This is a genomic window from Streptomyces sp. NPDC046197, from assembly GCF_040646295.1.
Taxonomy (GTDB): Bacteria; Actinomycetota; Actinomycetes; order Streptomycetales; family Streptomycetaceae; genus Streptomyces.
Genome location: NZ_JBEYZY010000005.1, coordinates 206,357 through 228,297 on the forward strand (window position 1 = coordinate 206,357; position 21,941 = coordinate 228,297).

The 21,941-nt window shown below is 67.0% G+C and carries 17 protein-coding genes and 1 pseudogene; 13 read left to right on the top strand and 5 right to left on the bottom strand.

Features of this window, described 5'->3' with window-relative positions:
* Positions 1 to 22 precede the first annotated feature (22 nt).
* The 10 genes from AB0A61_RS09625 to AB0A61_RS09670 all read left to right on the top strand — a co-directional run bounded on the left by AB0A61_RS09625 (position 23) and on the right by AB0A61_RS09670 (position 13,440).
* On the top strand, positions 23 to 499 hold the full coding sequence (locus AB0A61_RS09625) for a very short patch repair endonuclease (RefSeq protein ID WP_361288790.1): 477 nt from the start codon (positions 23 to 25) through the stop codon (positions 497 to 499).
* Between the two features lie 169 nt (positions 500 to 668).
* Positions 669 to 3,221, top strand: coding sequence for a Z1 domain-containing protein (locus AB0A61_RS09630; protein WP_361288793.1), 2,553 nt, complete (start codon positions 669 to 671; stop codon positions 3,219 to 3,221).
* Positions 3,218 to 4,243, top strand: coding sequence for a PD-(D/E)XK motif protein (locus tag AB0A61_RS09635; RefSeq protein WP_361288796.1), 1,026 nt, complete (start codon positions 3,218 to 3,220; stop codon positions 4,241 to 4,243). The genes AB0A61_RS09630 and AB0A61_RS09635 overlap by 4 nt, the downstream gene beginning before the upstream one ends.
* On the top strand, positions 4,240 to 6,222 hold the full coding sequence (locus AB0A61_RS09640) for a hypothetical protein (protein ID WP_361288799.1): 1,983 nt from the start codon (positions 4,240 to 4,242) through the stop codon (positions 6,220 to 6,222). Before AB0A61_RS09635 ends, AB0A61_RS09640 begins: the two co-directional genes overlap by 4 nt.
* Positions 6,219 to 7,115, top strand: coding sequence for a hypothetical protein (locus AB0A61_RS09645; RefSeq protein ID WP_361288802.1), 897 nt, complete (start codon positions 6,219 to 6,221; stop codon positions 7,113 to 7,115). Before AB0A61_RS09640 ends, AB0A61_RS09645 begins: the two co-directional genes overlap by 4 nt.
* Positions 7,112 to 8,956: a DUF6339 family protein gene (locus AB0A61_RS09650; RefSeq protein ID WP_361288805.1), complete on the top strand. Its 1,845-nt coding sequence runs from the start codon at positions 7,112 to 7,114 to the stop codon at positions 8,954 to 8,956. The genes AB0A61_RS09645 and AB0A61_RS09650 overlap by 4 nt, the downstream gene beginning before the upstream one ends.
* A gap of 9 nt (positions 8,957 to 8,965) precedes the next feature.
* Positions 8,966 to 10,318, top strand: coding sequence for a DNA cytosine methyltransferase (locus AB0A61_RS09655; protein WP_361288808.1), 1,353 nt, complete (start codon positions 8,966 to 8,968; stop codon positions 10,316 to 10,318).
* 61 nt (positions 10,319 to 10,379) lie between these two features.
* Positions 10,380 to 11,042 (top strand): HAD family hydrolase, encoded by a 663-nt coding sequence (locus AB0A61_RS09660; protein WP_361288811.1) that lies wholly within the window; start codon positions 10,380 to 10,382, stop codon positions 11,040 to 11,042.
* 570 nt (positions 11,043 to 11,612) lie between these two features.
* Positions 11,613 to 12,884, top strand: a complete 1,272-nt coding sequence (locus AB0A61_RS09665; protein ID WP_361288814.1) for a hypothetical protein — start codon at positions 11,613 to 11,615, stop codon at positions 12,882 to 12,884.
* A 1-nt stretch (position 12,885) separates the two neighbouring features.
* Complete coding sequence (locus AB0A61_RS09670) at positions 12,886 to 13,440, top strand: GNAT family N-acetyltransferase (RefSeq protein WP_361288817.1); 555 nt, start codon at positions 12,886 to 12,888, stop codon at positions 13,438 to 13,440.
* A 13-nt stretch (positions 13,441 to 13,453) separates the two neighbouring features.
* Here AB0A61_RS09670 and AB0A61_RS09675 read toward each other — a convergent pair whose 3' ends face one another.
* The 3 genes from AB0A61_RS09675 to AB0A61_RS09685 form a co-directional block, all read right to left on the bottom strand.
* The gene (locus AB0A61_RS09675; protein WP_361288820.1) at positions 13,454 to 14,563 is read right to left on the bottom strand and encodes a hypothetical protein; all 1,110 of its coding nucleotides are present in this window, start codon (positions 14,561 to 14,563) and stop codon (positions 13,454 to 13,456) included.
* Between the two features lie 369 nt (positions 14,564 to 14,932).
* Entirely contained in the window at positions 14,933 to 15,655 is a 723-nt protein-coding gene (locus tag AB0A61_RS09680) for a hypothetical protein (protein WP_361288823.1), read from the bottom strand.
* 281 nt (positions 15,656 to 15,936) lie between these two features.
* Positions 15,937 to 16,356, bottom strand: a complete 420-nt coding sequence (locus tag AB0A61_RS09685; protein ID WP_361288826.1) for an Hsp20/alpha crystallin family protein — start codon at positions 16,354 to 16,356, stop codon at positions 15,937 to 15,939.
* A gap of 160 nt (positions 16,357 to 16,516) precedes the next feature.
* Between AB0A61_RS09685 and AB0A61_RS09690 the strand changes: the two genes are divergently transcribed.
* Both AB0A61_RS09690 and AB0A61_RS09695 read left to right on the top strand, forming a co-directional pair.
* Positions 16,517 to 16,822 (top strand): hypothetical protein, encoded by a 306-nt coding sequence (locus AB0A61_RS09690; RefSeq protein WP_361288829.1) that lies wholly within the window; start codon positions 16,517 to 16,519, stop codon positions 16,820 to 16,822.
* A 90-nt stretch (positions 16,823 to 16,912) separates the two neighbouring features.
* Positions 16,913 to 17,026: pseudogene (locus AB0A61_RS09695) on the top strand (protease); the annotation flags it as partial.
* A 155-nt stretch (positions 17,027 to 17,181) separates the two neighbouring features.
* On the opposite strand, the gene AB0A61_RS09700 reads toward AB0A61_RS09695, so the two are convergent.
* Both AB0A61_RS09700 and AB0A61_RS09705 read right to left on the bottom strand, forming a co-directional pair.
* Positions 17,182 to 18,684: an MFS transporter gene (locus AB0A61_RS09700; RefSeq protein WP_361288832.1), complete on the bottom strand. Its 1,503-nt coding sequence runs from the start codon at positions 18,682 to 18,684 to the stop codon at positions 17,182 to 17,184.
* Positions 18,685 to 18,773: 89 nt separating this feature from the next.
* Positions 18,774 to 20,102 carry a DUF445 domain-containing protein gene (locus AB0A61_RS09705; protein ID WP_361288835.1) on the bottom strand — a complete coding sequence of 443 codons (1,329 nt, stop codon included), beginning with the start codon at positions 20,100 to 20,102 and terminating at the stop codon, positions 18,774 to 18,776.
* Positions 20,103 to 20,299: 197 nt separating this feature from the next.
* On the opposite strand from AB0A61_RS09705, the gene AB0A61_RS09710 reads away from it, so the two are divergent.
* Positions 20,300 to 21,658, top strand: a complete 1,359-nt coding sequence (locus tag AB0A61_RS09710) for an SGNH/GDSL hydrolase family protein (RefSeq protein WP_361289149.1) — start codon at positions 20,300 to 20,302, stop codon at positions 21,656 to 21,658.
* Positions 21,659 to 21,941 lie beyond the last annotated feature (283 nt).

The following is a 21,941-nucleotide window of genomic DNA, read 5'->3' on the forward strand; positions in this document are numbered from 1 at the left end:
CCGCCGCCGGCAGAATGGCAGTGTGCCCGACGCCGTCCCGTCCTCGCCCGCCGTTTCAGCTCGCATGAGCCGCCAGGGCTCCCGTGACACGGCACCCGAGGTAGCGGTCCGCAAGCATTTGCATGCAGCAGGATTCCGCTACCGCATCAACGTGCCGGTACCCGGCATGCCGCGCCGCACGATCGACATAGTCTTCCCCAAGGCCAAGATCGCGGTCTTCCTGGACGGCTGCTTCTGGCACGGCTGCCCGAAACACGCAACGCATCCGAAGGCCAACGCAGCGTGGTGGCGCGCCAAGCTCGACAAGAACATGGCCCGCGACCTCGAAACGACTGAGCACCTGACCTCCACGGGTTGGACGGTACTGCGCTTCTGGGAACACGAGGCCGCCGAGGACGTGGCTCAGCGGATCGCCACCTCCCTGACCTCCGAACTGTCGTTCCCTCAAAGGCCCTGCCCGCCCCGGACGGAGGACTCAAAGAACTCGTATCAATCGTGACACGATCCTTGGTACCGGCAACTACCTGGCTCAATAATGTGCGGGAGCTGTGAAGGTGGATGCCGAGTTGCACCTGCACAGCCTCTGGATCCCTGAGCGATCCGGCGGGACCAAGGGGGCCTGAGGCCCAGCCGGCTTGACGAACGAGAGCGGGGGGCGGTCTGCACCCATGGCCGACGAATTCGATGGCATGTACGAGACGTTCAGGGCGCTCCTGGACGCCTTTCCCCCGTCCGAAGCGGTCAAACGGCTGGAGATGCTGGGCGTCAGCGCGGAGATCGTCCATGAGATCCGGGAGCACCACGAGCAGCAGACGATACGCATCAAGGAGCTCGAGGAACCCCACGCCGTCGTCCTCGGCAACCGTGACACCTGGTACACAGGCCCGCAGGACAGGGACAAGTGCTGGCCGGCGATAGTGGACCTGCTACGCAAGGACGGCTGGTCCGACGACCCCGCCATCCGGCATCTCGACGACTCCTCGACCCGCGTCGTCTCTCTCCTGAACCATCCGAAGGAAAAGACGTTCGCCACACGGGGGCTTGTCGTCGGGTATGTACAGTCCGGCAAGACGACCAATTTCACGTCGGTCATGGCAAAGGCAGCCGACCGTGGATACAAGCTCTTCATCGTCTTGGCCGGCATCCACAATGGGCTACGGCGCCAGACTCAAGCCCGCCTGGTCCGACAGATGGTGGAGCCCAACCCCTCCCTTTGGTCACAGCTGACCGGGCTCGACAAGGATTTCACTCCGCAGGAGAACCCGGCTTCGTACTTCGGCAAGAACAACAAGACGCACGTTCTGTGCGTGGTCAAGAAGAACGCGACGGTGCTGCGCAAGCTTGCCCTGTGGCTCGAGAAAGCCGCGGACTACCTCCAGGACTGCCCTGCGCTCATCATCGACGACGAAGCAGACCAGGCCACAGTTGCGACGAAGTCCATAAATCCTCTGATTCTGAGGATCATGAGCAGCCTCCCGAGGTCCGCATACGTGGGGTACACGGCATCGCCTTTCGCGAACCTGCTCATCGACCCCAGCGCGCAGGACCTCTATCCTCGCGACTTCGTGGTCAACCTCCCCAAGCCCGCAGGACACTTCGGTACAGAAGTTCTGTTCGGACGCTACGCACTCGACGGCGAGGACCCAGAACAGGTCGACGACGGACACGACATGATCCGTTCGGTTCCCGATGACGACGTTCCGTGCGTGCGCCCGGAGACCAGAGCCGACGTCGAGGGCTTCGAACCTGTCATCACCGACACCCTCCGCAGAGCCATCGAGTACTTCTGGCTGGTCACAGCAGCTCGTCGGGTACGTCGGACGGGCAACCCGCACAGCACAATGTTGATCCACACCAGCGTCAACACAGCTGTGCACGACAGCTTCAAGCGGCCGATGCAACACCTCATGGATCGCGCTGCACAATCCCTCGCCGACGCGAGCTTCATCTCACGACTGCGCAATCTCTGGGACGAGGAGACCGCGCGCGTCCCCGCCCAGGAGTTCGGAGAGAAGAAAGTACCGTTCGAGGACTTGGTCCCCGAGCTGCCCGGCGTGCTCAGTAGCTGCCGCATCATCATGGACAACTCCAATAGCGAGGACCGTCTCGACTACGAAAACGGCCCCGTCGTGGCCATCGCCGTTGGAGGCAACACGCTTTCCCGCGGGCTCACCCTCGAAGGCCTGTCCGTCAGCTACTTCGTCCGTGCGGTATCGGCATATGACACGCTGCTCCAGATGGGCCGTTGGTTCGGCTTCAGGAACGGCTACGCGGATCTGCCCCGCATCTGGATGACCGACGAACTGGCCGAATGGTTCCGGCACCTCGCAACGGTCGAGACCGAGATGCGTCGAGACATCGACATCTACATGACGGAGGCGGAGACGCCCCTCACCTTCGCCGTTCGTCTGCGTACGCATCCGGCTCTCCGCGTTACGGCTGCCGCCAAGATGCGAGACGCCGTAACCGCAGCCTCGTCGTACGGCGGCAAACGAGTTCAGACTCACTACTTCCACACCAACGCGGACTGGCTTCGCGGAAACATCTCCGCAGCGAGTGCCTTGGTCGCTGCCTCCATGTCGAACGCCGTCCGGGTCGAGGACCGCTCGGCCGAAGGCCGTTACATCTTCCGAGACGTGCCGTACGACGTAGTGACGGACTTCCTCGCCGCTTACAAGTTCCACGAGAAGTCGCCCGAGAACGACGCCGGCCTGATCAGCGAGTACATCAGGAAGCGGGTCACATCAGCAGGCTCACTGCGGCGGTGGAACGTTGCGATCGTCGGCAACCCGGCCGGTGAGCCCTTCACGTTTGCGCCGGGAGTGACCGTGGGCCGCAGCGTCCGTGCCCGAATTGCCGTCACCAACCCCGAAGCGGACTTCGCCGACATCAAGACGCTGATGAGCCGTCGGGACGCTGCGGTCGACCTGAGTGGAGACACGGCAAAGCTGACGGAGAAGGGCATCATGGACGAGCGGCGTGCCCAACTTCCGAACACCGGGCTGCTGGTCCTGTACCCGATCGACAAGACTTCCGAGCCGAGTCCGACCAAGGAGCGCCGCGCTCCCTTGAACGCGGACGAGCACGTGGTGGGCGTCGGCCTGGTCTTTCCCGAGCCGCAGTACGGAGACAGCACTGTGGAGAAGTACATCTCTGCCGACCTGTCCGGCGTGCGTCTGGAGGATGAGGACTACAGCCCGCTCGAGAGTGAAGACGCATGAGCGACGACTCCTTCAGAAACCTCATCGACGAACACTGGACCGCGCTCCAAGCGGAGCAGACCACGGATGAACGGCGCCTGAGAGTCTCGCAACTTCCGGTGGCCACCAGTCAGGGCTCGTTGGCCGTAGCCGTCGACCACGACGGGCATCGCCATGTCCTGGTGCCGGTTCACACACACCGGAAGATACGCTCCGGCCTCGACGGCCCGGTCCTCCAACTACGCAAGCGTCCGCTGGAGGACGAGGAGACTTATCAGACGTACGCCGATCTCGCCTGCTTGCGCTCGGACCTGAACGACCTATTCACGGAACTCTGCGTGGACGTACTGAGCGCAGTACAGGGAATGCCCGAGAACGCGGTCAAGGCCCTGTACAGAGTCCTCGATCGTTGGAAGGCTCTCTTCCAGTCACAGGGCGCTCCGCTCGGAGCAGAGCAGGTCGCAGGGCTCTTCGGCGAGTTGCTGGTTCTCAATCGACTCCTTCAACTCGACTCGAGCGCTCACCGGTTCTGGCGAGGTCCGCAAGGTCACCACCACGACTTCGTGGCCGGGGCGATGGCTGTCGAAGTCAAGACGAGCAGCGCGGGAGGAGCCCGCAGCCCTCGGATCCACGGACTCGACCAGCTCGATCCTCCAGAGGCAGGGACGCTTTGTCTGGTGTGGCTTCGATTGGATCGCCCCACCACGAGTGGTTCTGGACTCGGGTTCCTGGAATTGCTGGAGCAGACGCTTCACTCGTGCGACGACGAGAGCGCCCTCCTGGAACTACTCGCGGAAGCCGGCTACCGGCCGGTCGACGCAGAGCGCTACAGGGACATGTGCTTCGTGGTCACTGAAGAGCGGTGGTATCGAGTGACGTCCGATTTCCCACGCCTGACGACCCGGACACTCGCCGCGGCCGGCATCCCGGTTTCGGTTCTGGACGTTGAGTACACAATCGATTTGTCCGGGGATGTGCAGGCACGTATGACACCTGATGAGGTTTCCACTCTGATCGACTGCCTGATCCAGGAGTCCGTATGACTGGGCCCCGCTGGTTCTCCCAGCCCTACCCTCCGGAAGGCGCGAGTGCCGCAGAAGGCATTCGAAACCAACTGGGGCGCCCGGAACTGGATCTGCTCACCATCCTGGTGCGAGAGTCCGCTCAGAACAGCTGGGACGCGCGAATTCGGCAGTCTTCCGCGCCAGTCGACTACCGCATCGACGTATGGACGGTCGGACCCGCGCACACCGGTGCCTGGCGAGAGCTTCTGCTTACCGGCGCACCCAACGCCGACAGCTTTCCACTTCGCGACACGCTCAAACGCGCCTCGATCCGAGTCCTGGCCGTCTCCGACCGCGGTACTCGCGGTCTTGGGGGTCCGACTCGCGCTGACGATGCCGTGGGCCCGGACCGCGATTTCGTCTCCTTCATTCGCAACATCGGCGAACCTCGAGACACGGCGCTCGGTGGTGGCACTTACGGTTTCGGCAAGGGCATCTTCTACCTGCTGTCCAAGCCGGGAACCGTCCTCGTCCATTCCCGCTGCCGGACGGCACGCGGAGCGTACGAAACTCGCCTCATCGGCTGCACGCTGTGGAAGAGCTATGTGGCCGTCGAGGGCCAGGTGCAGCGCCGCTACACCGGCAGGCATTGGTGGGGTGACACCTCGAGCGAAGTCGTCGAACCACTCGTCGGTCGGGACGCGGAAGCCGCAGCCCAGCGCCTGGGTCTGAAGCCGTTCGGCCCGCAGGAAACCGGGACCACCGTCATCGTCATCGACCCCAGTCTGGATGGACTGGAAGCGCCGGAAGCAGCTGATTACCTGGGCGATGTCATCGCCTGGCATCTCTGGCCAAAGATGATCTCCACCGCAGGCAACCCGCCTGCCATGCGGTTCTCGGTGACGTGTAACGGCATCGAGCATCCGGTGCCAGATCCACGCACCACCCGCCCGCTCAACATGTTCGTGGCGGCGTACGAAGCGATGGTGGGCCCGGAGGGCAGCAACCTCGAGTGCCTCAAGCCGAAGAGACATCTGGGACGGCTGGGGCTGGTCAAGCGCATCATGCCGCCACTCGAACCGACACGGGCATCACGCATGGTGGACGTCGAGGACTTGATCCACCACGTCTGTCTGATGCGTCCCGCGGAGCTCGTCGTCACATACCATCCGGGGCCGAAGCCTCCCAGCATCAACCAGGGCTACGCAGGTGTCTTCCGAGCCGATGACGAGATGGACGACATCTACGCCAAGGCGGAGCCGCCCACGCACGACGCCTGGAATCCGCAATCCCTCGAAAGACCCGAAAGTACCTTTGTCCACACCACTTTTCGACGCATCAACGAAGCTCTGGACCGTCTGCTGTCTCTGAGTGGCGTGGCACGTCCCGGGGCCAGCAACGTGGCCCTCGGCGCAGCCAGTTCCATGTTCTCCGGCCTTGTGGGCGGCGCCTGGGGAATCGGGGGAGCCACCGCCTACTCAAAGCCCGGCAGTACCGCTGTGCGCCGTGACAAGTCGAACACCGAGGAGGTCCCAGGTCGTCGCGGCGCCGGAGGTCCCGTTCCAACTTCTCGAAAGACCGGTTCGGTGACGACTGACCCCGCGGGGCAGATGCCCCATGTCGACGGGCAGTCGTTCGCTCATGGTCCAGGAACCGTCGATCCGGGATCCCCCACCACCCGTCGGCCTCGAGTGCTGTACGTCGGCGATCCCTACTACGACGATCGCGGGAACGCCTCAGTTCTGATCCAGGAATTCCGACTTCCTGTGCCGGGGCCTCAGCGAGTACGCATCGACCTGGCGGTCACCCTGCCGGGGGCTGGTGGGCGCGAAACCGATCCGCCCATAGGAGCCAGCATGCCCGAACTGATCGGCTGGGAGGACGACACCGGCCGGCTGTTCACTTCCGATCCGCAAATGATCGAGGGTGGCGACTCCCTTTGGCGAGCCGTCGTGCGGCCGGCACCGGACACAATGACCGAGATTGGTATCAAAGTCGAGGCGGTGAAGGCCCCGTGACTCGTCGCGTCCTTCCCTACCGCGTGCCTTCCGAGAATGTCGTAGTCGCCGAGCCGTGGCGGCTGGTGCTGGAGGACGGCGAAGTCGGCCTGCCAGAGGCATTGCCGGACTGGGACTACCAAATGGATCTGCTCATGCGCAGGAGTGTCCGCGTCGACATGGATCGCGCCCGCCGGCAGTCGGGCCTGCCAAAGGATGCCTCACTCATGCTGTCGGCCGTGTGGACAGCCACGGGGTCCAACCTGAGCGGACCCGCGCAGCACGTGCGTTTGACGGAAGCAGGACACCTAACCGCCGAGTTCGATGTCTGCCTGCGCGGAGCCGATCTCGGTGGTCTGCTGCTCCTCGACACCGCACTCGTGTTGGCCGATCGGAGGAACGACGCGCGACCTTCGTCACCACGGCGGGCGGGCTCCGTACTGTGGAGCGACCGGGCGGAGTTGCGACTCCAGGGCGACGCCCCGCAGTTCCCCATGGCCGTGATCGACTTCGCCCGGACCTCATTTCCGGACGATGCGGCGTGGCACCTTCAAGTAAGCGGTGGCCTGGAGCACGCCACCATGGGGGCACTGCTTCTTTTGGTCAACGAGCGAAACACGGTCACCGCGACGGCATTTCAGAATGCCGCCAAGCCGCGGCCCGTCGATCGAATCGTTCTGTCCGCCGTGTACACGGATGCCGCCCGAATCATGATTGAGCACGCACTGACTCATGACGACTTCACCGAGGACGCCGAATTCCCGGACGGTTCACTCGGCGCCACCCTGCTGAGCCTGTTCGACCAACTTTTTCCGGACCAGTCGATCACCGACGTACGTCTGCGCCAACGGCAGTCGCCCGCTTTGTTCGCCTCGGACTTGCAAGCGGCCGTCAAGATCTTCGAGGTGTCATGATGGGCTTCCTCTATCCTCGGCTCCTCGCCGAGCAGGCGAGACCGCTCTTCGCCGAGTACCAGCACCTCACCGTCAGTGAGCTGTCCGGTCATGTGGACGTCAATCACGAGTCTGCGGTCTACGTGGCCACAGGCGGTGACCGGGTCTCCCCCGCTCAGCTCCGCGAACTGCGGGAAGGCGTCGTCGACCTGGCAAAGCAGGCGGGATTCCCGGACGACTCAGACCGGGCGCGCAACGCCGAGTTCGACCTGCAACTGGCTGCTCTCCTGCACGCCGAGATGGGCATGGTGCCCGCAGAAGCCGCGTCGCGGGACGTTTGGGCCTTCCTCGCACTGGTCCTCCTCCCGGACGTTGCATTCTGGCGCTACCCCCAGCCGCCCAAGGACCGCGTTCTCGGTACCGACCTCACGCGACACGTCTTCGGTCGACTGTGGTGGCGCGCTCAGCTTGTGCGCTCGCCAGACGATCCGGAACCGTACGCCGCCCTCAAGATTCTCGGCGAGGCCGCGTTCGATCAGATCTACGCAAGGCGAGCCGCGCTCGGCGGAAGCCCCCACCTGGTCCGCGCGATCCTGCGGGTATGGACGGACCTGGACTTCACCGGCCTGAACGAACGCGACACCCTTCGAGACTTCCTGAAGCGACTACTTCGGCTTGCCCCGTTCGTACTGTTCGACGGTATCGAAGAATGCTCTCTCGACAAGGAGTTGCGCGCAGTCGCCCAAGAGTCAGTGGATGCACAGCGTCCTGCCTCCGAGGCAGCCACCCGCGGCCCCGCGCAACGGGCGCAGGAGACGTCGCTGAGCGACACCCCGGGGATGCCGCCCTCGGTTGCCTCCGTACCGGAGGAACAGCCGGCTCCTGCCGCTCCGGCCTTTCAAGTCGACAGCGGACGGTTCAAGTCATTGGAAATCTGCGCCGGTGCCGGTGGACAGGCCCTTGGGCTGGAACGGGCCGGATTCGATCCTGTACTGCTCATGGACAGCAAGGCCGACGCCTGCTTCACCATCGATCTCAACCGCCCCCAATGGGACATCGTCTGCATCGACGTAGCTCAATTCCACCCGAGCATGCGCCCCGAGGTCCTCGGGGTGGACCTCGTCAGCGGTGGGCTTCCACGCGTGAAGTCGCTCGCGACGGTCGGTCGGGGCGAGGACGCCGAGGAACGTCGAGTACTACGCGCAGTGGTCGGCTTGTCATGTGAGATCAAGCCGAAGGCCGTCCTTTTCGAAAACGTTCCCGACCTCGTCGAAGGGCCTGATTTCGAGGACGACCGTGCTTGGATCGAAAGCGAACTGCGTCAAGCCGGACTGCGCTCGACCTGGAAAGTGCTCAATGCCGCAGACTTCAGCGTCCCGCAGAACCGCAACAGCGGTTTCCTGGTAGCCCTCCAGGACCCCTACTTCGCTCGGTTCTTCTGGCCCGAGCCAAGCGGAGCGTCTGCACCAACCGTGGGGCAAGTGCTTGGCCCATCCATGGCTGCTCATGGTTGGCCGGGGGCAGCGCATTGGGTTCGGAAAGCAAACCGCATCGCGCCTGCGCTTGTCGGAGGCTCGGACCGACGAGGCGGCGCAGACCTCGGCCCCACCGGCAGCAAGAAGGCCTGGGCTGTCCTCGGGGTGAACGGCAACAGCCTCGGCGACGAGCCGCCCGGTCCCGACTTCCCAGCCGATGGCGAGCCCAAGCTGACAGTCGAACAAGCAGCGATCGTTCAGGCGTTTCCTGCCGACTGGAAGCTCTCCGGCGGCAAGACGTCCCGGTATCGCCAGGTGGGTCATGCGATGCCTCCACCCTTGGCCACCGCTGTAGGTCTGGCCATCGCCGCCGCACTCCGAGGCTAAGATCGCCCCATGGCCACACCCCGTCCCGTCGCTCCGGAACCGATCACAGTCGTCGACTTGTTCAGCGGCTGCGGCGGCTTTACCCAGGGGTTTCATGAGTTTCGCCCCGCCGGGACGGACGAGGACGGGCCCGTCTTCCACAGTGTCGCGGCCGTCGAACACAACGTTGCCGCAGCAGCCACGTACGCCGCGAACTTCGGGAGTCTTCGACCGGACGAGCGGGTTCCCGCCGCTCGGGTGCACGTGGGCGACATCGAGGACTGGCAACCCACTCCGGAAGCACTTCACGCCGATGTCGTCGTCGGTGGTCCGCCGTGCCAGGGTTTCTCCGCCCTGAACCGCAAGAAGAAGGGCAGCGAGCGCAATCGCCTTTGGGAGGAGTACGTCAGAATCGTCGCCGAAATCCGCCCGAAGGTGTTCGTCATCGAGAATGTCGACCGCTTCCTCAAGTCGGACGAGTTTCGGAACCTCCTGAGCCAGGTGGAAGAGGGTGGACAGCTTGCCGAGTATCGACTGGTCGATCCTCTCGGCTACGACCCGTCCGACACAGAGGATGACAGGAGCAAGCGTTACCTCCTCAACGCCGCTGATTACGGTACGGCTCAAGCGCGCCGTCGAGCCATTGTCATCGGTGTCCGTCGCGACATCGAGAACGGCCGAGTGTTGACATACCCCCCCAAGACGCATCTGCGGCGACCGAAGGGATCGTCGGCCGTCGCCACCCGGCCGCTTGATGGTGTCGACGCGGCAATTTCGTACTGGCCGGCCGTCGATGGCATCTTCCGCGAATCGTCGGGACGCGCCATCCGCGGAACGGAGCTTCCGGACGGCAAGGAGTTCATCCCTGATGTGAATGCTGTGGTGCCGGGAGTTTTCACGACCTCCGATCTGCACTTCGGCCGTAACCCGGAACCTCTTTCGAGGGCGCGCTACATGGCCATTCCTCCGGGCGGCAACCGCAAGGACCTTCGTGACAAGTGGTTCACCTTGGACGAGCTGGGCGAGATCCACGTCTTCAACACGCCCAATCCTGCCGGCGTGAGGACGCCTGTCGAATATCTTTCGACCAAGAGTTGGGACAACCACAATACTGGTACCGGCGACGTCATGGGCCGACTACGTCTCGGTGAGCCATCTGTCACCATCCGGACCGAGTTTTTCAAACCCGAGAAGGGTCGGTACCTGCATCCGACTGAGTCCCGCCCCATCACGCACTATGAGGCAGCCCGGATCCAGGGTTTTCCCCTCGACTTCCGTTGGTGCGGCTCGAAGACTGAAATAGCCACGCAGATCGGCAACGCGGTGCCCATCCCACTCGGGAAGGCAATCGCTAGGGTCATCCACGCCTATCTGCGCGGCTGAGAATACAAAGCCGTACCTGCGCAGTCCGCGATCAACTTACCGGCCTCGATACCCTGCCCCCATGATTCGCGCAGTGGTCTTCGACGTCGGTGAGTGCCTTGTGGACGAGACCCGGGAGTACGGGACTTGGGCCGACTGGCTGGGGGTGCCTCGGCACACGTTCCATGCGATGTTCGGGGCTGTGATCGCCCAGGGGCGTGACTACCGGGAGACGTTCCAGGCGTTCCGGCCCGGGTTCGACCTCTACGAGGAGCGGGAGAAGCGGGCCGCGGTCGGTCGGCCGGAGACGTTCGGGGAGGACGATCTTTACGCGGACGTCCGCCCCGCCCTCGCGACGCTGCGGGCAGAGGGGCTGTGGCTCGGCATCGCCGGGAACCAGACCGTGCGAGCGGGGCGGATTCTGCGTGAACTCTTCTCACGCGACGTCGATCTGATCGGTACCTCGGACGACTGGGGGGCGAGCAAGCCGGATCCCGAGTTCTTCAAGCGGGTCGCCGAGGCCGTTCCGTTCGATGTCGACGAGGTTCTCTATGTCGGAGACCGCTGCGACAACGACATTCGCCCCGCCCGACTGGCCGGCATGCACACAGCGCTTGTGCGTCGTGGCCCCTGGGCCACCATTCAGTGGAACAGCGACGCAGCCACGGATCGGCCGACCTTCCGTATTGAAGGTCTATTGGAACTCCCGGGCAGAATCCGGGAGTTCAACCAAGCCGACCGTTGAGAACCGCGGGTCACCGCAGTGGCGAGTCGAGCCGTGGTTTGGGGGTCACGTGGCCTCCTTGTCGGTCTCTCGGGGTCGGGTGTCGGCGATCGCATTACGATGTGCTGTCGCCTCGCGCAGTGCGACTCGGTAAGGTCGCCCAGGCTGCCGTTGCCCGTGTGGATCTGCGCCGTCCGCTCACCGCGAAGAGCCTCACAGTCCGGACAGTCGCTTCTCACGGGGTACGGCTCTCGCCACCAGCCCGGCATCTGGGGCACCGACATGGCGGATAGGCGCTCGACAGTGGCAGCGGCGGGCTGCTCCGGTTTGTCGAGTGAATGATCACTCTGGCACGCTCCCGAACGACCATGCCGGTCTTGCTGTCAACCTGATACACGCGCATCGTCATGCCCATGCGGGTAATTCCTCTTTGCAGCTCGAATGATGCTGAAGCGGTGCAGTCCCAGTGCACCGCCTCCAGCGGGCCGACGGACGACGAGCGACCGGACGTTTGGGCGGACCTTTTCACCGTTGGCGGCGAGGTCAAATCCCTACGCTGGGACGTCACGTTCGCGGCCGCAAGGGGGAGACATGGCGGAGACGGGCACGAATGAGCTGACGCACTTACGGCAAGCAGCGGGGTTCACACAAGAGGCGTTCGTGGCGGCGTTCGATGAGGAGGCCTCGCGGATCGGCGTGGACGCCTCGGTGAGCGTGCGGCAGTTGCGCCGCTGGGAGCGTGAGACGCCACCGCCACTTCCACACCCGACTCAGCAGATCGTCCTGGAGACGATGTTCGGCGTACCACTTACCGAGATGGGGTTCCGCGTCCCCCGCCACCGCATGACGGTTTCGGCTCCGATCAGCGACCCTGGAACAGTGAAGCGGAGGACGTTCGTCGCCGACGCCGGTCTACTCGCTGCGGCGGCCCTGGTGCCCGCCCGACCGGGCCGACGGATCGGCGCTGCCGAGATCGCAGGCATTCGGGCCAGGCTGGACAGCCTGTACCAGACGGACCACACGGCGGGCAGCGTGCCGGCCGTAAGGCAGGCGGGCCACATTGAGGACGAAATCACGGGCGCTCTCAGGTCCGCCTCGTACACCAACCGCATCGGCCACGAGATGCAGACGATGCTCGCCGAACTGCACGGCCACCGCGCTTGGTACGGCTACGACTGCGGGCGTATCTCCGAGGGGCGTGCCGCCTGCACGGAAGCCCTCGCAGCGGCACAACTCGTGAACGACCCGCTGCTTCAGGTCTCCGTGCTGGAGACGCTGGTACTTCTGGCGATCAAGGCGGATCGGGCGTGGGAGGCCGCGAGCGCGGTCGAGAGCGCCCACCGAATCGCCAAGCGCGCGGGGGCCGGGAATACTGTGCACCTGGTCATCGCCCTCAGAGATGCCAATGTGGCCATCCATGTCGGAGACCTGGATGGGGCGCGCCGCGCGCTTAGTCGTGCAGTTACGCACCAGGGGCGCGCAGACACGGATTTCGAGGTGCCCAAATGGGCTCAGTTCGTCGGACCCTTCGAGGTCGACTACGCCACTGCGGACATGTACGTACGAGCCGGGCAGCCGAAGCGCGCCCTTCCGTTCCTACGGGCCGCTGTGCGAGGCATCAGTGGTGATCTCGTCCGCAACGGTGCTTCGTACCGCGTGAAGTTCGCAGGTGTACTCCTCGATGCCGGGGAAGTCGATGAGGCGTGCGCCGAGATGGGTGTGGTGCTTGGCGCGTGCGACGGTATCTCGTCGCCACGACTGGTGGACAGAATCCGGGAGTTCCGGAGAACTGTGATCGGGGTCGACAGCGTGGCAGCCCGGGAGTGCGGCGAACGCATTCGCGAGACCCTGGAGGGAGCGTGACGTGACGGGGGAGGGAGCCGTGACCGTGGAGACGCCGGACGGAAAAGCTGCTGCGGAGGCCGAAGAGGCGTTCCGGCTCGTCTACGCCGACGCGTTCGCCGGGCCGCCGTACAACGAGACCGAAGAGGATGTCGCAAGGGCCTTCCGGCGGTTTCGGTCTCAGACTCGGAAGTCCGGATTCCGTGCTGCTCTCGCTCGGACCGGGAGCGGGGAGCCGGTCGGCATGGCATACGGGTATCCGCTGGCGTCCAACACCGGCTGGTGGGACCAGCTGACCGAGCCGGTGCCCGTCGACATGCGGCACGAGGACGGGCGTCGCACCTTTGGGCTCATGGAACTCGCCGTGCGCGCACCGTGGCGCGGGCAGGGCATCGCACGGCGGCTGCATGTGACGCTGCTCGACGGAGTCCAGGCCGAGCGGGTGCTGCTGAATGTGCATCCCGAGAGCAAGGCGGCATCGGCCGCGTATCGGGCGTGGGGGTATCGCAATGTCGGGCAGGCCCGACCGTGGGAGGGTGCCGAGCTGCATGACGTGATGCTGCTCGACCTGGGGTGACCTTGTGTTGGCTTCAAGGTGCCCAAGGCCGACCCACTGGGTCGGTTTGTGGGGACGACAGGGCGCCGAGGACCAACGGGGCGTCTCGGCGGGTCGTGACTACGAGGACTGGCTGGTCGCCGTCCTGGGCTTCTATGACGATGGCGTCGTATTTGTAGGCCTCGTACCAGACGGCGGGGTCCCCGGGTTCCAGGGATCGGGCGTTCCGCACCTTCAGCGTCTCGGGAAGTGGTCTGCCGGCGAAGCGTCCGGTGGGGTCCGGGGTGGTGAGCGGACGGCCGTCTCCCACCACGAGTTGGTTGAAGCCGTCCACGCTGTAGGGGACTTCTCCGTGCACGGTCGCGCGCACGCGGCGCTTCTCCGTGGGGAGAACGGGGACGATGTCGCTGGTGTCGGCGGCACGCCTCACACGACGCCGAATCCACCACACGTACAGGCCGGCCAGGCCCACGGACGGCGGGATGCCTGCCGCCGTGATCAGGAACGCCTGTCCCACACCGTCGGCGGTGATGCCCGCGATGAAGCCGACACAACTCAGGAGCATGCCTGACACCTGCCACAACGCGATCCCCCAGGGAGCGATTCGCCGTGGGCGAGAGCCGCTACGGCGGTACCAGCACCCGGTCGAGAAGAACCCGAGCCCCAGGGGCAGTGCCATGAGGCCGATGGCCGTGGGGAGTCGCCAGTCGTCGTCCGGTGAGGCGTAGGTCTTCTGGTTGGCGGCGCCGAACCCTACGGCGCGGATCTCGCCGCGCCAGTACGTCAGTGTGACCCCGTCGCCGGCGCGTACGGCGTCGTACACCGGCCTGTCGCCCGTCATGCGTATGCGCAGCACGGTGTGCGCTCCGCGCTCCCTGGCGAGGAGCCAGTACTGGACGCTCTTGCCGTGGGGCTCGTCGTCCTTGCCCGCGACGGTTGCCGGAACCGTCGTCGTGCAGGAGTGAGACCCGGTGCCGGCCGTGCGGGCTGGGCAGGCGGGCGCGGCGGCGTACGCGTCTTTGTCCGCCAGCGCGCCCGGCACGACGGCGAACAGTACGGCGGAGAGCAGCAGGAGGAGGAGGCCGATGGCCGCGGGCAGCAGTGCGGACCATGTGCGCGGCTCGCTCTGTGTCCGGTCCTTCATCCCCGTGGTCCCCCTGCTGTTCCCTGCCCGCACGGCCGCGATCGGCCGTCAGTGTGCTCGTTCGCCGGGGAGAGACAGCGCTCCCGCAGCGTAAATGGCGGTCTTCAGTGTCTTAACGCCTCCCGTTCCCCTCGTTTCCGGCACCCCCCTGAGTGCCGGCATACAGGCGTTATCCGTTTTCTGTTGTGGAGTGCCAACACAGCGTTGTGGAGTGCCGACACAGTTGACGCGCCGTGGTCAGCGGCGCGGTGGTCGTAGGAAATCTACGGACGGGTAACCAACGGATCAACCTGAATTGATCAACATTTGAGGTTGATCCGGACAAGTCCGAAGTGCTTGTCGGCGGCTCGGCGGCGCGGCTCGGCCGGTTCAGCCCTGAACCTGTGCCTCCGCGCCCGAAGGACCGCCCGAAGGACAGTCCCCGGGGACGGACACGGACGGTGCGTGGGCCGGTGGCAGGCGGCGGGCCAGTGGGAGGACTGCCAGGGCCAGTACGAAGCCGTAGACGGTCACCAGGCCGTGGCCGTTGTCCTGGGTGAGCCACATGGCGAGGCCTGCTGCGGGTGCCGCCGACGCCAGCAGGCGGAGCTTGGTGTCCGTGGTGGTCAGCAGGAGCGCGCCCGCCAGGGTGGCCGCCAGGAAGTACGTCGCACCGGAGCTGCCCGCGAAGTTGCGCGGGTCGGTGCTGCGGGCGGTCTCGCCGAACAGGGCGTCGATCGGTTCGGGGAGGAGGATGCCCGCCGCGAACAGCCCCAGCATGAGCGGGCCCCGCCAGAACCACTGGGCCAGGGCCGCGACGACCGCGAGGGTGACGATGTTCCAGGCGGCACCGAAGAGGCCGCCGTTCTGCATGAAGACGGACGTCACCACCCGCCACCAGCCGGTCTTGCGCGGGTCGCTGTCCAGCGTGTCCATCGCACCGGACCAGCTGTGCTGGAGCACGACCCCGCCGACCGCCACTGCCGTGAGGGCGACCGCCGCCCAGGGGACCGGCCGGCGGCGGATGGTGTCCTCGCCGACCAGCGCCAGGCCGCTCTTGAACATCAGCACCATCAGTGCCGCGGTCGTCAGGTTGAAAAGTATGGCGCCCACGCCGATCGGTCCCCCGTTGAATGATCATCGCTTGTGGTCGGTGAGCACCATAACCCCACAGCTTCGGAGCCCATCAGCCGGTGACGCGGTCGGTTCGCTTCAACGGTCCGAGTACGTACGTCCGGGTCCGTCCGCCGGGCAACGGACGGACCCGGTCACGTGGTGTCCCGCGGGAGGGTCACCGGTCCCGCGGGACGGTTTCGGGGGCTCGGGCGGCCGTTGCGCTGCTCAACGCCTCACGGCGTCGGCGTCGGCGTCTCAGCGGCTCGACCCGGAGCCGCTCAGCTGCTGAGCTGCTTGCGCTCGGTGCCCCCGGTGATCTGGATCTTGCGCGGCTTGGCCTGCTCGGCCACCGGGATGCGCAGTATCAGGACACCGGCCTCGTACGACGCGTCGATGCGTTCGGTGTCGAGGGTCTCGCCGAGGAAGAGCTGACGGGTGAAGACGCCCGTGGGGCGTTCGGCGACGATCAGTTCCGCGCCCTCGGGGGCGGGGGACTTTCGCTCGGCACGGACGTTGAGGACGTTGCGTTCGACGTCGAGGTCGATGGTCTCGGGGTCCACGCCCGGAAGGTCGAAGTGGACGATGAAGTCGTCGCCGGACCTGTAGGCGTCCATCCCCATGGCACCGGGACGGGTGTTCCCGAAGACCTGCTGCGCGAGGCGGTCGAATTCGCGGAACGGGTCGGAGCGCATGAGCATCACTCGTCACTCCCTTCATGAGGCACTTGTCTGCGATGCCCTACGGCTACTTATATAGCTCGGGGGAGGAAAGTTGACAAGCACCGACTCAACAAGACCTACCGGGGGACCTGGCCCACGGGTTAGCCTCGGGCATCGAAAGGTACTTGGGAGGCAAGTGATGGCGAAGGTTCCCGGCGCAGTCGTCGCCGCGAGCGGGCTCGTGGGCGGGTACGGCGTGGCCCGCTGGACCGGGAAGCGGGAGCTTGGCGGGGCCGTGCTGGCCGTCGCCGGGGCCGCGGCCGCGCGGCAGTGGCGGCAGCGGGCGGGCGGCAAGGCCGCGGGCGCGCTCACGGCCGCGTATGTCGCGGCCTTCGCCGGGTCCCATCCACTGGCGAAGAAGGTGGGCGCCTGGCCGTCCGTCCTCGGCGTCGCCGGGGCGGTCGCGCTGGCCTCCTGGGCCGTCGCCGACCGACGGCACCCGTAACCGTCCTGGGAGACCCCGTAGTCCCCCGGCCTGACCGCGATCGCGGAGGGGCGGGGCTACGGGGAGGGCTCGGAGGGCGGCGGGACCGTCACCGTGACCCGGCGGACGACCGTCCGGCCGGCCATGTTCACCGGCCTGTTCAACCTGCAGCGGGCCACGGTGACGATCCTCATGATCGTCAGGCCGGGGTCGACGACGTACGCGCGTCAGCCAGCGTTCCGGCCAGGGGCGCCTGCGCAGTGGGCGAAGCAGCTTCACGGTTGTCTCGGTCATGCGTACGAGGCTTCCCGGCCGGCCTCGGGGGCGACAGAGTACGCGTACTCCGCGGCCGGGCAGAGTACGCGTACTCACACGTCCGCTCAGGCGGTCTTGGGGTGGTGGCGTCCCGTGGTCATGGCCTTCGCCTTCTCCGGCACCGCCGTCAGCGGCCTGGCGATGTCCTCCAGGGAGCGCCGCTCCGCGTTGACCGCGAGGAACGCGGCGACCAGGCCCGCCGCGCACATCAGGGCGGCGCCGATCTGGAAGGCGAGGACCGTGTCGGCGACCTTGCCGGTGCTGGTGAGGTCGGCGAACAGCAGGGGGCCGCTGATGCCGCCGGCGGCGGTGCCGAGGGCGTAGAAGAAGGCGATGGACATCGCGCGCGTCTCCATCGGGAAGATCTCGGACACGGTCAGGTAGGCGCTGGAGGCACCGGCCGAGGCGAAGAACAGCACCGCGCACCAGCAGGCCGTCAGCGTTCCGGCGCTCAACGAGCCGCGGTCGAACAGCCAGGCGGTGCCGAACAGCAGCAGGCCGGACAGCAGGTACGTGGACGAGATCATCACGCGGCGGCCGACCGTGTCGAAGAGCTTGCCGAGCAGCAGCGGGCCCATGAAGTTGCCGAGCGCGACGACGGCGAAGTAGTAGCCGGTGTGGCCGGAGGGAACGTTGAAGAACTTCGTCAGGATCGCGCCGAAGCCGAAGGTGATCGCGTTGTAGAGGAAGGCCTGGCCGATGAACAGGGAGAAGCCGAGGACCGCCCGCCTGCGGTAGTCGGCGAAGACCGTGCGGGCGATCTCGGCGAAGGTGACGCTGCGCCGCTGGTGGATGGTGATCTCGCCGTGCGGCTCCGCGAGCGGCTCGCCCTTCTCGGCCCGGACCTGCCGCTCGATCGCGGTGACCACCTCTTCGGCCTCGCGGTCCCTGCCGTGGATCAGCAGCCAGCGCGGGCTCTCCGGGACGTGCCGGCGTACCAGCAGGATCACCAGGGCGAGGACGGCGCCGAGGGCGAAGGTCAGCCGCCAGCCGAGGTTGGCGGGCAGGAGGTCGGTGTTCAGGGCGAGGATGGACAGCAGCGAACCGCCGATCGCGCCGAGCCAGAAGCTGCCGTTGATGATGAGGTCGACGCGGCCGCGGTAGTGCGACGGGATCAGTTCGTCGATCGCGGAGTTGATGGCCGCGTACTCGCCGCCGATGCCGAAGCCGGTCAGGAAGCGGAAGAGGAAGAACCACCAGGGGGCGAAGGAGAACGCGGTCAGGGCGGTGGCCGCCAGGTAGACCGCGAGTGTGATCATGAAGAGCTTCTTGCGGCCGTAGCGGTCGGTCAGGCGGCCCCAGAACAGGGCGCCGACGCAGGCTCCCGCCACATACAGGGCGGCCGCGATACCGGTGACCTGGCCGGAGGAGATCGACAGCCCGCTGCCGGGCTCCGACAGACGGCCGGCGATGTTGCCGACGACGGTGACCTCCAGGCCGTCGAGGATCCACACGGTGCCGAGGCCGATGACAATCGTCCAGTGCCAGCGCGACCACGGAAGGCGGTCCAGGCGGGCGGGGATGTTGGTGGTGACGGTACGGCCGGTGTCGGCCTCAGCGGTCGTCATGGGCTCCCTCCTCAGCGAAACGAACGCCCTCCGTGTGCCCTGGCGCCGCCGCTTTACGCCCTGGCGAGGGTGCGTCACGCAGCGTTCGCCTACGCCCCCAGCACCCGCGACACCGTGTAGATCAGCAGGCCCGCCAGCGAGCCCACCACCGTGCCGTTGATGCGGATGAACTGCAGGTCGCGGCCGATGTGGGCCTCGATCTTGCGAGTGGTGTGCTCCGCGTCCCAGCTCGCCACCGTGTCGGTGATGAGGGAGGTGATCTCCTTGCGGTAGGTCGTCACCACGTACACCGCCGCACCTTCGATCCAGCGGTCGACCTTGCCCTGGGCCCTGGGGTCGGTGGCCATCCGGGCGCCCAGCGAGAGCAGGGAGGCGCGCACCCGCAGGCGCAACTGGCTGCGCTCGTCCTCCGCCGCGGAGACGATCATGGATCGTACGGCGGTCCAGGCCGAGGCGATCAGGTCCTGGACCTCGCCGCGGCCCAGCACCTCGCCCTTGAGGTGCTCGACCCGCGCGCGTGTGTCGGTGTCGGACTGCAGGTCGGCGGCGAAGTCGGTGAGGAAGCGGTCGAGGGCGCCACGCGCCGGGTGGGTGGGCATGTCACGCATCTCGACGGTGAAGCGCAGCAGCTCCTTGTAGACCCGCTCGCCGACCTTCCGGTCGACGAACTTCGGGGTCCAGCCGGGCGCGCCGCCCGCGACGGCGTCCATCACGGAGTCGCTGTGCAGGACCAGCCAGTCGTGCGCCCGGGAGACGACCAGGTCGACGGCCCGCCGGTGGCCGCCGTCGGCGACGATGCCCTCCAGCGTCTTGCCGATGGCGGGCGCGATCTCCTGGGTACTGGCCCTGCGGGTGATCGCCTCGCCGACCACGGCCTGGACGTCGGAGTCCCGCAGGACGGCCAGGGCGCCGCGCAGGGCGGTCGCCAGTTCCGCCGTCACCCGGTCGGCGTGCTCGGGCACGGCCAGCCAGGCGCCGAGGCGGCTGCCGATACCGACGGCGCGCAGCCGCTGGCGCACGACGTCCTCGGAGAGGAAGTTCTCGCCGACGAACTCGCCCAGCGAGACGCCCAGCTGGTCCTTCTTGTTGGGGATGATCGCGGTGTGCGGGATGGGCAGGCCGAGGGGGTGGCGGAAGAGGGCGGTGACCGCGAACCAGTCGGCCAGCGCGCCGACCATGCCGGCCTCGGCGGCCGCCGCCACGTAGCCCGACCAGGCTCCGGCGCCCACGTTCTGTCCCCACTTGGCCAGGACGTACACCACCGCCACGCACAGCAGGAGCCCGGTCGCGGTCAGCTTCATACGGCGCACTCCGCGTCGCCGCTCCTCGTCGGCGGGACTGAAGATGGTCATGGCACGGTGGGAGACGGCACCCGCCGGTGCCGTCTCGGTCGCTGCTTCCGGTGTCGTACGTTCCATGCGCTCCGCCCGTCCGGTGATCCCGCACCCAATTGTCCCTTCCTGAGCGACTCCCGGAACGGAACAGGAGTTCCCGGTTGTCTTTACGGAGGGGCGAGTCGGGCAGGGGCCTGTCAAGTGCGCCGAGCCGATGGCGCATCATGGCCTCACAGATCCGGAGCCTCGGGCTCCCGTCGCCCGAGGAGAACGACATCCGCATGGCCAAGCGTCGCGGTCACGTCGCGCGGGCTGCGATCGTCGCGTTGATCGCAGTCCTGTCCGCCGCGCTCTACGCCGGATTCGTCGCCGACGGCACAAAGGCCCACGACGATCGCGCCGCCGGCCACGGCCCGCGCGACTCCGCCGCCCCGGCGTCCGCCGGTACCTGGGTCGGCGCCTGGTCCGCCGCCCCGGCGGGTGCCGAGCCCCGCACCGAGATCCGCGGCATGGCGGGCCGCTCGGTGCGCAACGTCGTGCACGCGGGCGTCGCGGGTACGAGTGCCCGCGTCACGCTGTCCAATCTCTACGGCCAGTCGCCGCTGACCATCACCCACGCCTCGATCGCGGTGGCCGCGGACGACGGCACCGTGTCGCCCGCGGCCACCGCTTTCTCCGCGGCCGCCGCGGCGGGGACGATGCGGCGGCTCACGTTCGGCGGGGATGCCTCCGTCGTCGTGCCGGCCGGCGAGCAGGTGATGAGCGACGCGGTCCGCATCGCCGTCCCGCAGGGCAGCGACGTGCTGATCACGACCTACTCCCCCACCGCGTCCGGCCCGGTCACCTACCACCCGCACGCGCGGCAGATCTCCTACGTCGCCCGGGGTGACCGCACCGAGGACGTGACGGGGACGCCGTACACCGGCCGGGCCGGGTGCTGGCGGTACGTGACCGCGCTGGACCTGCTCAGCAACGCGTCGGACGGGACGGTCGTCGTCCTCGGCGACTCGATCACCGACGGCATCTCCTCCACCATGGGCGCCAACCGCCGCTGGCCGGACGTCCTCTCGGACCGGCTGCGGGCCGCGGCCGGGGCGGGCACGGACGTGCCGCGCTACAGCGTCGTCAACGAGGGCATCAGCGGCAACCGGGTGCTGGCGAGCGGGCTGGGGCGGCCCGCCGACAACCCGAGCGGGCTCAGCCGGTTCGGCCGGGACGTGCTGGAGCGGACGAACGTCAAGGTCGTGGTCGTGGACCTCGGGGTGAACGACATCCTGCGCACCCCGAGTACCGCCGACCCGGCGGAGATCGCGGACGGTTTGCGGGCCCTGGTGCGTGAGGCCCATGCGCGGGGGCTGAGGGTCGTGGGCGCGACGCTGATGCCGTTCCAGGGGCACCGGGGGTACACGGCGGCCCGCGAGGCGGTGCGGCAGCGGGTCAACGCGCAGATACGGGCGGGCCGTGTGTACGACGCGGTGGTCGACTTCGACCGGGCGCTGCGGGACCCGTACCACCCGCGGCGGCTGCGCGCCGGCTACGACTGCGGGGACCATCTGCACCCCAGCGACCGGGGGTACCGGAAGATGGCCGAGGTGTTCGACCTGACTGACCTGAAGGGGGCGGGGAAGGCGGAGTCGTAGGTCCAGCGATTGCGGCGGGCTCGCGGCTCAGCGGCGGGCTCAGCGACCGGCACCCGGACTCGGCGACGGGGCACCCTGGCTCAGCGACGGGCACCCGGACTCGGCGACGGGGCACCCGGGCTCGGAGACGGCGGCGCGGGCTCGACGACTGGCGCACGGACCCAGCGGCAGCAGCCCGCCTCAGCGACCAGCACCCCCACACAGCGGCAGCAGCCCGCCTCAGCGACCAGCACCCCACTCAGCCGCAGCAGCCCGGCTCAGCGACGGACACCCCGGCTCGGAG